Annotated in this window: 14 protein-coding genes; 7 read left to right on the forward strand and 7 right to left on the reverse strand. The window is 56.0% G+C overall.

All coding sequences use genetic code 11. The annotated features are described in order from the left end of the window. Positions 1 to 136 precede the first annotated feature (136 nt). Together Q0915_RS21650 and Q0915_RS21655 are read left to right on the forward strand one after the other, a co-directional pair. A complete protein-coding gene (locus Q0915_RS21650) occupies positions 137 to 397 on the forward strand; it encodes a hypothetical protein (protein ID WP_299478645.1) in 261 nt (86 codons plus the stop codon). 38 nt (positions 398 to 435) lie between these two features. Next, a complete protein-coding gene (locus Q0915_RS21655; RefSeq protein ID WP_299478648.1) occupies positions 436 to 789 on the forward strand; it encodes a hypothetical protein in 354 nt (117 codons plus the stop codon). Positions 790 to 858: 69 nt separating this feature from the next. Here Q0915_RS21655 and Q0915_RS21660 read toward each other — a convergent pair whose 3' ends face one another. Beyond that, positions 859 to 1,770 carry an alpha/beta hydrolase gene (locus Q0915_RS21660; RefSeq protein WP_299478651.1) on the reverse strand — a complete coding sequence of 304 codons (912 nt, stop codon included), beginning with the start codon at positions 1,768 to 1,770 and terminating at the stop codon, positions 859 to 861. A 22-nt stretch (positions 1,771 to 1,792) separates the two neighbouring features. After that, positions 1,793 to 2,467, reverse strand: coding sequence for a class I SAM-dependent methyltransferase (locus Q0915_RS21665; RefSeq protein WP_299478655.1), 675 nt, complete (start codon positions 2,465 to 2,467; stop codon positions 1,793 to 1,795). 173 nt (positions 2,468 to 2,640) lie between these two features. Between Q0915_RS21665 and Q0915_RS21670 the strand changes: the two genes are divergently transcribed. The 3 genes from Q0915_RS21670 to Q0915_RS21680 all read left to right on the forward strand — a co-directional run bounded on the left by Q0915_RS21670 (position 2,641) and on the right by Q0915_RS21680 (position 4,635). Beyond that, positions 2,641 to 2,997: a transcriptional regulator gene (locus Q0915_RS21670; protein WP_299478658.1), complete on the forward strand. Its 357-nt coding sequence runs from the start codon at positions 2,641 to 2,643 to the stop codon at positions 2,995 to 2,997. A 135-nt stretch (positions 2,998 to 3,132) separates the two neighbouring features. Continuing rightward, complete coding sequence (locus tag Q0915_RS21675; RefSeq protein ID WP_299478661.1) at positions 3,133 to 3,858, forward strand: alpha/beta hydrolase; 726 nt, start codon at positions 3,133 to 3,135, stop codon at positions 3,856 to 3,858. Positions 3,859 to 3,978: 120 nt separating this feature from the next. Next, entirely contained in the window at positions 3,979 to 4,635 is a 657-nt protein-coding gene (locus tag Q0915_RS21680) for a glutathione S-transferase (protein WP_299479160.1), read from the forward strand. Between the two features lie 437 nt (positions 4,636 to 5,072). Here the strand turns inward: Q0915_RS21680 and Q0915_RS21685 are convergent, their stop codons facing one another. The 4 genes from Q0915_RS21685 to Q0915_RS21700 all read right to left on the reverse strand — a co-directional run bounded on the left by Q0915_RS21685 (position 5,073) and on the right by Q0915_RS21700 (position 8,665). Further along, on the reverse strand, positions 5,073 to 6,113 hold the full coding sequence (locus Q0915_RS21685; protein ID WP_299478664.1) for a macro domain-containing protein: 1,041 nt from the start codon (positions 6,111 to 6,113) through the stop codon (positions 5,073 to 5,075). 12 nt (positions 6,114 to 6,125) lie between these two features. Next, positions 6,126 to 6,773 (reverse strand): DUF4433 domain-containing protein, encoded by a 648-nt coding sequence (locus tag Q0915_RS21690; protein ID WP_299478667.1) that lies wholly within the window; start codon positions 6,771 to 6,773, stop codon positions 6,126 to 6,128. Between the two features lie 420 nt (positions 6,774 to 7,193). Then, a complete protein-coding gene (locus tag Q0915_RS21695) occupies positions 7,194 to 7,892 on the reverse strand; it encodes a GntR family transcriptional regulator (RefSeq protein WP_299478670.1) in 699 nt (232 codons plus the stop codon). A 35-nt stretch (positions 7,893 to 7,927) separates the two neighbouring features. Next, positions 7,928 to 8,665, reverse strand: a complete 738-nt coding sequence (locus Q0915_RS21700; protein ID WP_299478673.1) for an SDR family oxidoreductase — start codon at positions 8,663 to 8,665, stop codon at positions 7,928 to 7,930. An 80-nt stretch (positions 8,666 to 8,745) separates the two neighbouring features. On the opposite strand from Q0915_RS21700, the gene Q0915_RS21705 reads away from it, so the two are divergent. Together Q0915_RS21705 and Q0915_RS21710 are read left to right on the forward strand one after the other, a co-directional pair. Beyond that, complete coding sequence (locus Q0915_RS21705) at positions 8,746 to 9,750, forward strand: TAXI family TRAP transporter solute-binding subunit (RefSeq protein WP_299478676.1); 1,005 nt, start codon at positions 8,746 to 8,748, stop codon at positions 9,748 to 9,750. 81 nt (positions 9,751 to 9,831) lie between these two features. Beyond that, positions 9,832 to 11,856, forward strand: coding sequence for a TRAP transporter fused permease subunit (locus Q0915_RS21710; RefSeq protein WP_299478679.1), 2,025 nt, complete (start codon positions 9,832 to 9,834; stop codon positions 11,854 to 11,856). A 224-nt stretch (positions 11,857 to 12,080) separates the two neighbouring features. On the opposite strand, the gene Q0915_RS21715 is transcribed toward Q0915_RS21710, so the two are convergent. Continuing rightward, complete coding sequence (locus Q0915_RS21715) at positions 12,081 to 12,989, reverse strand: endonuclease/exonuclease/phosphatase family protein (RefSeq protein ID WP_299478682.1); 909 nt, start codon at positions 12,987 to 12,989, stop codon at positions 12,081 to 12,083. Positions 12,990 to 13,229: the final 240 nt, after the last annotated feature.

Genomic DNA, 13,229 nt, shown 5'->3' on the forward strand with positions numbered 1-13,229 from the left:
CTAACTTAGATCAGCTCACAACCTGCCGAGATCATCTAAATTCTTTGAAACAGTTTCACCTCCGAATGAATTCATCGAAAAAACCTATTGTGGATCTTGATTGAAGCACAATCAACGGAGAACGGTGGACGATACCATGAACACCCGATCGACCAAATCGACAGTGAAGTTCTTCCACCCGTTCACTTTAAGGGAACAATCAGAAGTGCTGCCTGCCGGAGACTATGAAATCGTTGTCGAAGAAGAACTTCTCAGGGACACGAGTTTCGTCGGATACCGAAAGACGGCAACGTATCTGATCGTCGCCGGCAACGGCAGGACTGAGATGCGCCAGATCTCCGGAAAGGACTTGGAAACGATGCTCAACCGCGACAAAGCCGCCAACGATGACAAATAAAACAGCAAGGCTGTGCCTGCTCCACCGGAGGACTTGAAATGAACATTCCCGAATGGCTGAAACCTGTCACTCTTGGAATCGTGATTGGCGCAGTTGCCGTGAGCACGTTGGGATTTTCCTGGGGTGGCTGGTTAACAGGTGGAAACGCGACACAGATGGCGAACAGGCTGTCACAAGACAAAGTAATTGCAGCGCTCGTGCCGGTTTGCGTCAACCTATCCCGCACCGACGCAGAACGCGCCACGAAGCTGGCGAAGATTCGTAAAACCTCTGCATACCAGCGAAGGAATGCGCTCATGGAAACTGGATGGGCGACGGTTCCTGGTTCGGATAGCTCCGACCGAGATTTGGCGCAAGCCTGCCTGGCCGCACTTGAACTCGACAAATCGTGACCAGGAGCTTGGGACGCTGTGGCACGTCAGCGAACTGGGCCAACGATCACAACGTCCCGTGACAGTGGGTCAGAACTGAGCTTGCTTCTCACCGATGCGGGGCAATTCACGCAAGTTTCGGGTTGAGGCATTTGCGAACCGGGTAGCCGGGCGAACCTGCTTTGCAGTTGTGCCGAGTTCGCCAAGGCTCTCCAGCCATGACAAGAATGCGCCCGGTTCCCTGGCGGGCCAGATGTGATCTGCGTATGGGATTCTATGACCTGAAATGTTTGTCACGCTGGCGGCGGATTCGCTCGGAATTGTCCAAACCTTTCCAGATTTTCCGCCCCATGCCACATGAACCGGAACGGATAAATTCGCCAAGTCCTGCACTGTTACGGAAGCGAAGCGATGCTTTGAATTCAGGAGAGGGATCAGGGTGTGTGCGTTTTCTACGCAGATCCTGCGCAATTCGGGTGGCAGTTTCTTGAAGGTCCCCGGCCCGCTAACCGCATCAATGAATGCGCTCAGAACTCCAAACCCGTTTCCTGAAGAGGCCGCCGCGGTTACAGGCGAAAACGTCTCGCGCATACTGGTCTGATGCGCCTCAATTGAGGAGCTGTCGCTGACGAGACTTGTCGAACTTGGTTCATAGGCAACGACGCGCGAGACAAGGTCCGGCCTGTCGACGGTCAGACGCAAGGCGACATTTGCGCCATACGACCAGCCGATAATGAAGACCGGGCCGCACTCAAGGCTTTCGATGATTGCAGCAAGATCTTCCGCGTGGGTTGCCTCTCCGAACTCTGCAGAATTTGCGGGCCAGTCTGTCGGTCCGAACCAACGCAGGGTCGGGGCGATGCACCGGTAATGCTGCGCGAGATGCGGAACATGAGGCGTCCAGATCCGATGATCGCAGGCCGCACCATGAACGAACAAAATGGGGGCACCTTCCCCGAGATCCAAACATGGAAACATGCCGGTGTGTGTGTGAACAACCATGAGGTCCGCTCCTGAAAGGGTGTTAAATTGAAAGCCGAGCGTCGGGGCCGGCCAGGCTGCGATCCTGGGGCTCGTTCTGTTTCAAGAGCCTCGCATTTCCGACTGTTTGCCATGCGATGGGCAGCGGCACGCCCTTGAGCCGGGAGGTATTCGCATCGACGCGAAAATTCGCTCCGCGCAACGCGGTGGCAGCGCGACGATCGAGCTGGCAGCCTCCCAGCAGAAATGACCAGGGCCGGCTTACAATTTTCTGAAGTCTTGCAATCCAGGGCGTTGGAGCGCTGACATGTTCGCAAAACAGAACTTTGCCACCGGGCCGGAGCACACGTCGCACTTCACGAAGAACCGCATCAACGTCCTGAACCGTGCAAAGCGTGTAAGTCAGGACCACCGTGTCGACGGATCCATCCTCAAGCGGGATGTCCTCTCCGAAAACCTGAAGGAATTCGCAGGCGATGTCTGAGCGGCCGGCCACTTTTCGCGCCATGGCGAGGCTGCTCCCGCAGGGGTCCAGGCCGATGATCCTGGTAACCTGGGCTGCATCGTAGAGCGGTAGGTTCAGGCCCGTTCCAACGCCAAGATCAAGCACCACGCCTTTCGCCTTGGGTACGATGCGTCTGCGTTGTTCTTCAAACATTTGCCCGCCGCAACCGCAATCGACAATCCTGGGGAGAATATGCTTACTGTAAAAAGACACGGTCTGGTTTCCTTCGTTGATTTGACGGGGAAACCATGTCCGGGTTTGACGTTTTGCACTTGGCGGGCTTCTGGAGAAACGATGAAGAAACGCTGGATATTGAGGGTGCCAAGGCGACCCGTTCGGTTCACCCGGCGCACGCCTGACCGGAACCCGTACGAGGCACGGACACCGTGATCTATAAATTTTCAGATTGCATTCTGGATCTCGGCCGCCGCACGCTTTCCCGCGATGGGGGACAACAGCATATCGAACCGCAGGTCTTCGATCTGCTGGCATTTCTTGTCCAGTCATCGGGACGAACCATCACCAAGGAAGACCTTGTGACGGCCATATGGGGCGGCCGCGCAATTTCCGATGATGCCATTACCAGCCGCATCAAATCCGCAAGAAAAGCCATTGGGGACGACGGCCGCGCGCAGCGTCTTATCCGCACGCTTCCAAGGGTCGGCTATCGTTTTGACGGTTCTGTTGAGGCCATCGCGCGGGCCGAAACCCCTGAACAGGCTACAATTTCGGCAACGTCCTAGGCCGGCCTTCAACGGGATGATCCGCAAACCGGACGTCTGGCACCAACAGATGAAACAGCGGCTCCCGAAATAGGGTTCGTTACCGATCGCAAGGGCCGGTCCATCGGCTACGCCGCTCACGGCCAGGGGCCGCTTGTGATCCTTCCGCCGTTTTGGGTCACAGCCTCCGACCTGTGGCACAACCACCCGGAGATCCAGGAGTTTTACGTCACGCTTGGAAAAGGCGTGCGCATACTTCGTTACGATCGTCCGGGGTCGGGCCTTAGTCGGGACGTGACGCCAAACGAGACGCTGGAAGACGAGGTTGCGCTGCTTGAAGACATGGTCGCCGCGTTCAGTTCGGAGCCGGTCATGCTCTTCGCCATTTCCGCTGCCGGTGCCGTTTCAATCCGGTATGCCGTCCGTTATCCGGAAAAGGTCGGGCGCATCTGTTTTTATGGTGCCTATGGCTCCGGCAAGGATCTCGCGCCGCCGGAGTCCCAGACCATGCTTCTGGGGTTGATCCGTCAGCACTGGGGCGTGGGGTCCCGGGCACTTGCGGATATCTTTGTTCCCTCGGCGGACGCCGACGCAAGGCGACGTTTTGCGGAGCAACAGCGCGCCGCGGCCGACCCGGAGCAGGCTGCTTCAATGCTTCAACTGAGTTGGACAGTTGACGCCAGGGCGGATGCAGACAAGCTTCGTGTTCCGACGCTTGTCCTGCATCGTCAGGATGACCGTGCTGTGCCGGTCGAACATGGGCAATGGTTGGCGCGTACAATTCCAGGCGCTCGGTTGCAAATACTGCCCGGTGATGCACATGCGCCCTGGTTCGGGCCATTGGATATTGCAACCAAAGCCAATGCATTCTTTAGCGAATAGCCTTCAAACCGGTCCGCCTCTCTTTCGCAGAATCCCGATTGTCAAAAGCTGTGACCGGCTGCCAAGGTGCGCGCTGCCGCCGTTGCGCCCCATGCGCGAGAACCCTATGCTCCGGGCGCCATGACAAGACAAGATTCAGATCCGCCAGCGCTCTATTTTGCGCCCGATACGTGCGCGCTTGCCTCGTTGATTGCCTGCTACGATGCCGGCGTTGAGCCGGAGGTGATCCATGTCGATTTTTTGTCGGCTCAGCAAAAGTCCGATGCGTATCTGTCTCTCAATCCGAAAGCGCGCGTGCCGGCCTTGCAAGTTGGCGGAACCGTTCTGACGGAGACCCCTGCGATCCTTGCTTACCTGTCGCAGGCGCATCCCGATGCCGGTCTCGCGCCTTCTGACCCGGTCGGGTTCGCGCAAGTGCAATCCTTCAATGCGTATCTTTGCTCGACATTGCATGTTGCACATGCCCATCGAATGCGAGGATACCGCTGGGTCGATGGCGAAGAGCATGAAGAAGCCATGCGCCGCAAGGTGCCGGAAGCGATGACCGACTGCTACGACTATATTGAACTGCATGTTTTCGAAGGGCCGTTCGTATTCGGTGAAACCTATACGATCTGTGACCCGTATCTGTTTACGATCGCTCAGTGGATGAAGTCGGATGGTGTTGATCCGGACCGGTTCCCCAAACTCTCTGCACATCAGGAACTGATGGTGAAACGGCCCAATGTTGAGCGGGCGCTCACGGTCGAACGCGGATTTATGGCTTCGCAGTCATGATTGAACCGCAAAATTGCTGCCGGAAATGGCCGGTCTCAGTGCAACGCAGACACACACCAAGCTTCAATCAAGCGGCAGATTTCAGCCTGAATATCGCTAATCGACAGACTGCGGTTTGCTACATCTCTTGCTGGGATTGAACATCTCGAACAGGTCCAACCGACATTACGCTTTTGAGTGTGCAATCCGATTCACTTGGGCAGAGTGATCAATGACCCAGAGGCACGTTAAAAAGGGTCGCGCTGCCAGCCAGTCTCAACTCAGCTTCGCGCTCTACCTATGCATCCAGGCAAGAGATCGCGTTGAAAAGCCAAATGTAAGCAAATTGTTGCGGTGACACGCTTAGTGACAGGATTGCGCGCGCAATTCGGACATAGAGCGGTTTTCAGTTTACCCCCGAAATCAGCCAATTGAAACGATATTGGGTTGTCTTGCCATTACGCAGCGGTGAGCCAGCCTTTGGATTTGAGCGTTTCAAATGCGATGGCAACCTGCCTCTCGGTGAATACCTTCTTGCGCTCATTCCATCCGTAAACTCTAGCGAGCACCTTCTCCGAAGTGTCGGCACCCTCTCGGGTCGCCACCCAATGGACCGTCGCAAGTAATTCCAGCCCGTAAGGTGTTTCGAAACCATCCACAAGATCAGCAACCTTGTTGAAGTTGACGTGAGTCGCCTCCTCATGCGCCAACGCTGACTCTGCCTCTAGGATCGCACCGGGCACGATGGTCAGTTCCTTATCCGGCTGATCACCACCGTCCTGGTAACCCGCAACGAAATGGCCCTCTACCTTGTTGAGAACATGCGAGAGGTTTGTAGCATAGGGACCGTAGTGATGCTTAGTGTATTTGAGTTTCAGCGGCTGCCCTGCCTCCTGCATGAAATACATTAGCTTCTGAACCTCGATGAGGGTCACGAACGGGTCCATCAGCCCTTGCAAATAGCGATTCATAAGCACGACAAGCGCAGCGCGGCCCGGTGTCATGTTTGGTACGTCACGGGATTTGACCACCTCAGGCGCGCCCTTGGGCTCGTAGATCAATACGTCGAGTTCGGGCAGGTCGCGTAACGCAGCTTCGATGCGCGGATGAACGTCGTTCCAGTCCAACCCGCCAAGGCCTGCACCGAGCGGCGGAATGGCGACGGACTTGATTCCACGCTCGTTGATTTCCCGTGCCAACGCAGCCAGCCCGCTATCAATGTCTGCTATTCGGCTCTTGCCTTTCCAATGCCTCTTCGTAGGGAAGTTGATGATGTAGCGGGGGTTAGTAAAGGTGCCCGTATCATAAACGAACATCTTGCCCGGCTGCACCTCACCCTCCTCGCAGGCGAGCGCATATGCGCGGAAGTTTGCCGGAAACGCTTTCTTAAACTGGAGCGCGATACCGCGGCCCATGACTCCGACGCAATTCACCGTATTGACGATTGCCTCAGCATCCGCCTTCAAGATGTCGCCCGTTCTAATTTCTATTTGTGCCATGGTTATTCGCTCTTAGTAATACCACGCTGGCAGTACGTTGACCGTTGGACGATGCGCAGCACCTGCGATGGCCTGTCCGGCCTGCAGACCTGTCGCCTGATTGTAGGCACCAATCTGTTCGATGAGGTGCCTAGGAAAATCGCGATCGAGCAGGAACTCTGCCTGCTTTTGCTCCTTGGTCGGAGAACCGGACCATCGGTTTGTTTGCACTGCGTTCCAGTTGATCTCGCTGAGTTGACCGAGATCGCACCGATCTTCGAAATAGTAGGAGCCTGCGTTAGACAGCGTAAATGCCCAACGCCGCTGGTTCGCGTGCGCCCAAGTGACGACTGCGTTCAGGTCAGCAACCAGATGCACGATCGGGTCCTGTCCGCCTTGATAGGCGAGTTCCGGGTTTCGCCGATAAATCAGGTAGAGCATTACTGAGCGGGGGCAGAAATAGAACGGAACGCACTGACCGACATAAAGCCCTGGATGGCTGTCGAGCGTCAACTCGTTCATCCGTCTCGCTTTAATGTTGTTCATGCCGATGACCGTTCCCTTGGGCGGATGCTGCGCCATAATTGCGTCGGAAAACAAGAAACCGTCCGCTGCAATCGCCGCCAGCTTGTCGACGTGGACGATATGATAGATTTTAGGTTTGGCAGGTGCAGGCATCATCAGGCGGGTTCGTCCGAATCAATTAGCTCATCAATATCCACCAAAACGTCAGCGTTGGTCAAATGGCTTACCCAACCAGCCTAGAAAGCCTCAGACCAATCCTTTGCCAAATTACGCACATTGAGTTGGCCCTTAATCTTAGTTCACATCTCCGATGTCTGCTTTCAGTTAATAATATTTGATAGCAGACATTCCGCTCTCGGCCCCCAATTCGGACATTCGTGGAAATCGCGGCATCGGGCAATTTGAGCTCAAAAGAGTCATGCGCCACAGTAAGTACTAGCGACAGATTTGCGCCTGAACATCGCCATTCGACAGACTGTGGTTTGCTTCATCTTTTTACCGGGATCGAACCCCTCGAACAGGTCCAACCGGCTTTGTGCTTTTGAGTGTGCAGTCCGGTTCACGTGAGCAGTGCGACTACTGGCCCATAGGCACGTTGAACAGGGTCGCGCCTTCCTGATCCACGTTCTTTGTGGTGTGTTCACGCAGCAGTCGGCATGCGGCTTCCATGTCGCCGTCAATCGCAAGGTTTTTCAGCTGCACGTGTTCTTCCGCGCTCTTCAAAAGCCAGTCGCGGTGATTTTTGTGAGCGATCGAATAGGCCATGAGCCGGTAGCGCCTGGTCAGATCATAAAGATTGGCAACCGTGTCCATCAGGCGCGGCGAGTTGCAGTTGCTGATCAGTGTCTTGTGAAACTGGAAATTCCGCTCGTCCCATTCGATGACAAATCCCTTGGGGTCATCGATCATGTCTTCTTCTACTTCGCTGAGCATGTGATGTGCGGCCACGACATTGGCACGCCACTCCGGCGTGGAGTTTGCCGCCGACCATTGCAGGCCCAAACATTCCAGCTCGGCGCGAAGGCGTGTCGCATCGCTCAGATCCTCGAAGGAGGAGTCCAGGACGCGGTATCCCTTGTTGCCTTCGGATGAAACGTACCCTTCGCCGGCCAGCAGAGCCAAGGCTTCACGAATGGAGGGATGGGATACCTTGTGTTCGCGTTTCAGTGCTTCGATATTCAGCCGCGCGCCCGGCAACAGGGTTCCGAGCGCGATATCCCGGCGTAATTTGGCCGCCAGTTCATTGACGACTGAGCTTGAAGAGCGCGTTTTCAAAACCATTGTCCCGTAAAGACCACCTGCTTCAAAGCCTACGAGTATGATCGCAGATTGCTGACGCCACCATCAACGGCAATTGTCTGTCCGCTGATAAAGCTCGCCTGATCTGACACCAGAAGGGTTGCGACTTGCGCAACTTCTTCCACTTCTGCCACCCGTCCGGCGGGCGTTTCCTTGCACCAGTATCCGCGCGATCTCGGATCGGGGTTCATTCCAGCATTGACCGCACCTGATGCCAGCACATTCACCCTGATTTTGTATTGAGATAACTCAACCGCCATCGCCCTTGCCAGCGCGCCCAGGGCAGCTTTCGACATCGCATAGGCGCCGCGATCCGGTATGCCGATTTGTCCATGGATGGACGAAATGAAGACAATCCTGCCGCCGTCTTCCAGCATCAGATTGACGACTTCCTGGGCTATGTTGAAAGCGCCAAACAGGTTGACCTTCAAATGATCTTCGATATCTTGATTTTCCAGGTTCAGAAAGGCGCAAGGGGAAAGATATCCTGCTGAAAAGATTAGCGCTTGGGGCGTGCCCGTTTTTTTCAATCCTTCGCTGATGGCAGTGGAAATGGACTCTGGTCTTGTCAGATCCACGTACTGATAAGCACAGCTTTGATCTGCAGGTTCTTTAAGATCCAAGACGAGAACGCGGTTGTTCTCCTTCAGCAGTCTGTCGACAATTGCCGATCCGATACCACCGGCACCGCCGACCACATAAATCGTCTTGGCAGCAGTTTTTTCGCCCATTTCCGAAATCCGATCCATCAACGATCCCAATTTTCACTTTTCAGACAAATCATATTATGATTTATTAAATTGTCATATATAATCGAGAGCAAAAAATCATGCTGAAAAAGTTGAAATCTGCAGTGCTCGCATTTGCGGCCTGCGCAGTGCTCGCCACGCCGGCGCTCGCGCAAGAGATTAAATTCTTCACAATCGGCACGGGAGGAACGGCCTTCACCTACTATCCGGTCGGGGGAGTGATCGCGAATGCCATTTCCAAGCCGCCCGGATCCCGTGAATGCGGCGAGGGTGGCAGCTGCGGCGTTGATGGCCTGATCGCTTCCGCCGTGTCTTCACGCGGTTCGGTCGACAACGTCAATGCCATCACCTCCGGTCTGCGCAATTCCGGTTTCGCCCAATCCGATGTTGCCTACTGGGCCTACACCGGCACAGGCACGATGGAAGGCCAGGATCCGGCAACCGATTTGCGCACGATCGCTGCCCTCTTCGAAGAGCACATCCATCTGGTGACTTTGGAAGACAGCGGGATCAACTCCGTTGCAGACCTGAAAGGCAAACGCGTTTCGGTCGATGAGCCCGGCTCAGGCACATATGTCGACGCGGGTCTGATCCTGGAAGCCAACGGATTGTCGCTGTCCGACATTCAGGAAGAAAACCTGAAAGGCGCTGCGGCAACAGAGGCCTTGCGGAACGGCAAGGTCGACGCTCTCTTCATCGTCGCGGGATATCCGACCGGCGCTCTGGTCGAACTGGCGTCCGCTGCGGACATGAAACTCGTGCCGATTGACGGAGACGGTGCAAAGGCACTTACCGACAAGTACGGTTTCTTCGCTGCCTCCGATATTCCGGCCGAGACCTATGAAGGTGTGGACGGCGTGACAACCGTTGCCGTTGGTGCACAGTGGTACACATCCGCGAAGGAAGATGACGACCTGATCTACGAGATCACCAAGGCATTGTGGAACAAGGAAAGCCGCAAGCTGCTTGATGTCGGTCATGCCAAAGGCAAGACGATCACACCGGATACGGCGTTGAACGGTATCGGCGTTCCACTCCATCCAGGTGCTGAGCGGTTCTACAAAGAAGCCGGCCCGATCAAATAACAGACTTGAGCTATCAAAATGGCCCGGATGTCATGGTGCTTCCAAGACGTCCGGGCCAATGCGTGAGGGGACAAAGGGCGCATGGCGGATCATTCCAGGGCGGAGCTGACGGAAGCTCAGCTGCTTGAGCTAGAACGAAAATACGATTCTGAAAGCGCCTTTCGCCCGATGGGCAAGAAGATGGGCTTCATTGTCGCGTCCATTCTGGTTGCGATGTCTGTCTACCACTTCTCGGTCGCGGGTTTCCTGCTTGTTCGCGAACTTCTTCAGTTTGGAATTCACCTTGCCTTTGTGCTTGGGCTGACGTTCCTCCTCTTTTCGTGGCGGAAGGATCTCTCGGTCACGTCGCCGCCCAAAGGCTGGATGTATTTTGACGGGGTCAACATCCTCGATATCGTGCTGGCAACACTTGCTGTCGCCGCCGCCCTCTATCTGCCCTTGCTGCCGCCAGCCGAAGCTGCTGCAAGAGCCGGTAACCCCAGTCTGACCGACACGTTCATGGGATCGGTCGTGCTGCTCTTTACGTTGGAAGCCGCGCGCCGTTCGATCGGATACACGCTGCCGCTGATTGCGGGCATTTTCGTGCTCTACGCCCTGTTCGGTCAATCGGCCCCGGGGCTTTTGCGCCATGGCGGCGTGCCGTGGGCCGGTTTCATCGACGGGATTTACGGCACGCAGGGCATCTATGGCATCGCAATCGGGGCCATGGCGAAATATGTCTTCCTGTTCATCCTGTTTGGCGTCCTGGCCTCCCGCATCGGTCTTGGCCAGCTGTTCATCGATCTGGCGACCATCGCCGCCGGGCGCTACTCCGGCGGCCCGGCGAAAGTCGCGATCTGCGCCTCCGCGTTCATGGGGTCCATTTCCGGTTCTTCGATTGCCAATACTGTCACAACAGGCGCCCTCACCATTCCGGCCATGAAGAAAGTGGGATATCCGCCCCATTTTGCCGGTGCCACTGAGGCGACGTCCTCCACCGGCGGGCAAATCACGCCGCCCGTCATGGGCGCGGCAGCCTTTATCATGGTCGACTTTCTCGGGATCCCCCTGCGCGACGTTCTGGCCGCGGCCCTGTTCCCGGCCTTCCTGCATTATTTCGGTATTTTCGTCATGGTTCACCTGGAGGCGAAGAAGCTGGGCCTGCGCGGTCTGTCCGCCGAGGAAATGCCGAAGCTGGCCGCGGTCCTGCGCGTCAACTGGCTGGCGGCTGCACCGCTTATCATTCTTGTCTACATGATCCTGTCAGGCCGAACGCCGGACTATGCCGCCGTTTATGCGATCATTGCCTGCGTCGTTGTCGGCTTCATCAAGCCGCGAGAGCGCATGACATTGCACGGTCTATGGGACGCCCTTGCCGCCGGTGCCCGCAGCACCATTGCCATCGGTTCGGCGGCAGCCTGCGTCGGTATCATCGTCGGTGTCATCACGCTGACGGGAACAGGCTTTCGGGTGGGGGCCATCGTCATTCAAACGGCGAATGATTTTGCGGCGGTCGTTTCCAGCCTGTGGCCATTCAGCTTTTTCGATCTGCAGCAATGGGCCCTGTTTTTCTCGCTGGTGCTCGTTGCGCTCGCCTGTATCGTCATGGGGGCAGGTGTGCCGACAACGGCGACCTATATCATTCTGGTCTCGGTAACCGCCGGAGCGTTCCAGATCCTGAATGTCGAACCGCTGGTCGCACACTTCTTCGTATTTTACTACGGCGTTCTGGCAGACATCACACCCCCGGTCGCGCTTGCAGCCTATGCTGCCGCGGGGATAGCCGGTTCGAACCCCTTCAAGACCGGAAATACCGCCTTCCGCCTGGGCATCGCAAAGGCGCTGGTTCCGTTTGTCTTTGTCTATTCACCTGCCTTGCTGCTTGTTGCGGACGGATTTACCTGGTGGGCATTCACATACACCCTGGCTGGAGCAATGCTGGGTATTGCGTCGCTCGGCATTGCATTTTCCGGGTTTCTCTTTGTGCCACTCCATCAGATCGAGCGGTGGTATGTAGCCGCTGTTGCGCTTCTTTTCATTGCGCCAGGCGTCATCACCCTATCCATCGGGCTCGCGTTGCTTTTGCCGATCCTGCTGCTTCAACTGCATCGCTTGAAACAGGCGTGAGGTCTTGTTTTGTCGGCCGTAGGGCACCGTTTGCAGTCAAGTCCGTACAGGAACATAAGTCCGGTTCACCGTTAAGGTTCCCGGCACCTGTGTTGCAAGCAGCTTAAAAACAAACGAGCCCGGAGCGCTGTCCGGGCATCAGGTTGATTTGCCGGCGGTTCTTGGAAGAACGAGGCAAAAAAACCTTTCTGACCAACCCGTGAGCGGACGATCCTGCCGATGCATCAAGGCAGTTCCATGCGCGCGAGAAGGCCAAGATGATCTGAACCCATGTAAGGACGCGTTTCGACCGACCCTACTGTGCCTTTGGGGACAAGAATATTGTCCAAAGGCAACGGCAACAGCCAACGCCCGAACTTGAACGAATTACGTGTCTGCCCCAGGATCTCGTTTCCCGCGGTTCTGCTTATTTTCCGAACACTCTCGCCCCAGGGCACCATGTTGAAGTCACCAGCGATAATGACCGGGCCATCCAGCTTGCTGATCCGATTGGAAACCTGCGCGCTCTGCTGAAACTGGCGGTAAGGAAATGGCCATTCCAGGTGAAGCGAAACGATCCAGATCTGGCGACTGTCCGGCAGAATTGCCTTGACGCCGGCAAGTCCCTCCTCTGGCAGGCAGAACTCGGTGTCAGAAACTGTCGGCAATGATGTAAGGATGGCGACATCCTGTCTGGGCCTGAACTGACACGACAGGAAGAAGGGATAGTGATCGAACAGCTTCGCCATGAAGCGTCGATTGTGTTCCGATACTTCTTGAAGGGTCACAACCTGAGCAGAGGACAGGATAATGTCATCCGCCAGGTCGTAACGCGGCCAAGCCTTCGAAAGCAGGTTCTTTTGATAAAGCGTCAGGCAATGACTGCCGCAGGAAACTTCCGCGCGAAAGTAACCTGACATGAAAGACGCAATCGCGGCGGCCGCTATGATCAGAGATACGATCGCTGTGCGTCGGAAGGTAAGTGCCCAAAGAACAATTGCAGTCGGGATAAGCAACCCGGCCAAAAGCGGACGGATCACCGCCAGAGAATCGCCCGGTGGGAACACGCGTCCCGTGAAGCCAAGCAAAACTGTTACCGCGATGACTGTTGCCCAAGTCCGCGCGGCATATCTGACAGTTTTCTTGCCAACCATTCCATACCTGCAGTTTCCACCCGACTTCGGCTCTTACCCTAGATGTGTTTGTCGGCAACAAAAACCCGCTACATTCACCACGAGAATCCTGTCGGGCACTTGCCTGATCAATAACCATTGATGGCTGTCGGCTTCATCCCCTCAGACAGGCAATGCGAAAGTGCGCCTTGAAGGCATGCTGTGTGGCGCGTCGAACCGAAAACCAGGTCAATCATTCTAACGTGGGCATCGGGGAGGCAG

This window comes from uncultured Roseibium sp. (assembly GCF_947494555.1).
Classification (GTDB): Bacteria; Pseudomonadota; Alphaproteobacteria; order Rhizobiales; family Stappiaceae; genus Roseibium.

Coding starts and splice junctions, on each gene's coding strand:
- Q0915_RS21700 (WP_299478673.1), bottom strand. CDS start 8,665: ATGGATCGGATTTCGGAAATGGGCGAAAAAACTGCTGCCAAGACGATT.
- Q0915_RS21655 (WP_299478648.1), top strand. CDS start 436: ATGAACATTCCCGAATGGCTGAAACCTGTCACTCTTGGAATCGTGATT.
- Q0915_RS21690 (WP_299478667.1), bottom strand. CDS start 6,773: ATGATGCCTGCACCTGCCAAACCTAAAATCTATCATATCGTCCACGTC.
- Q0915_RS21660 (WP_299478651.1), bottom strand. CDS start 1,770: ATGGTTGTTCACACACACACCGGCATGTTTCCATGTTTGGATCTCGGG.
- Q0915_RS21650 (WP_299478645.1), top strand. CDS start 137: ATGAACACCCGATCGACCAAATCGACAGTGAAGTTCTTCCACCCGTTC.
- Q0915_RS21685 (WP_299478664.1), bottom strand. CDS start 6,113: ATGGCACAAATAGAAATTAGAACGGGCGACATCTTGAAGGCGGATGCT.
- Q0915_RS21710 (WP_299478679.1), top strand. CDS start 9,832: ATGGCGGATCATTCCAGGGCGGAGCTGACGGAAGCTCAGCTGCTTGAG.
- Q0915_RS21680 (WP_299479160.1), top strand. CDS start 3,979: ATGACAAGACAAGATTCAGATCCGCCAGCGCTCTATTTTGCGCCCGAT.
- Q0915_RS21715 (WP_299478682.1), bottom strand. CDS start 12,989: ATGGTTGGCAAGAAAACTGTCAGATATGCCGCGCGGACTTGGGCAACA.
- Q0915_RS21705 (WP_299478676.1), top strand. CDS start 8,746: ATGCTGAAAAAGTTGAAATCTGCAGTGCTCGCATTTGCGGCCTGCGCA.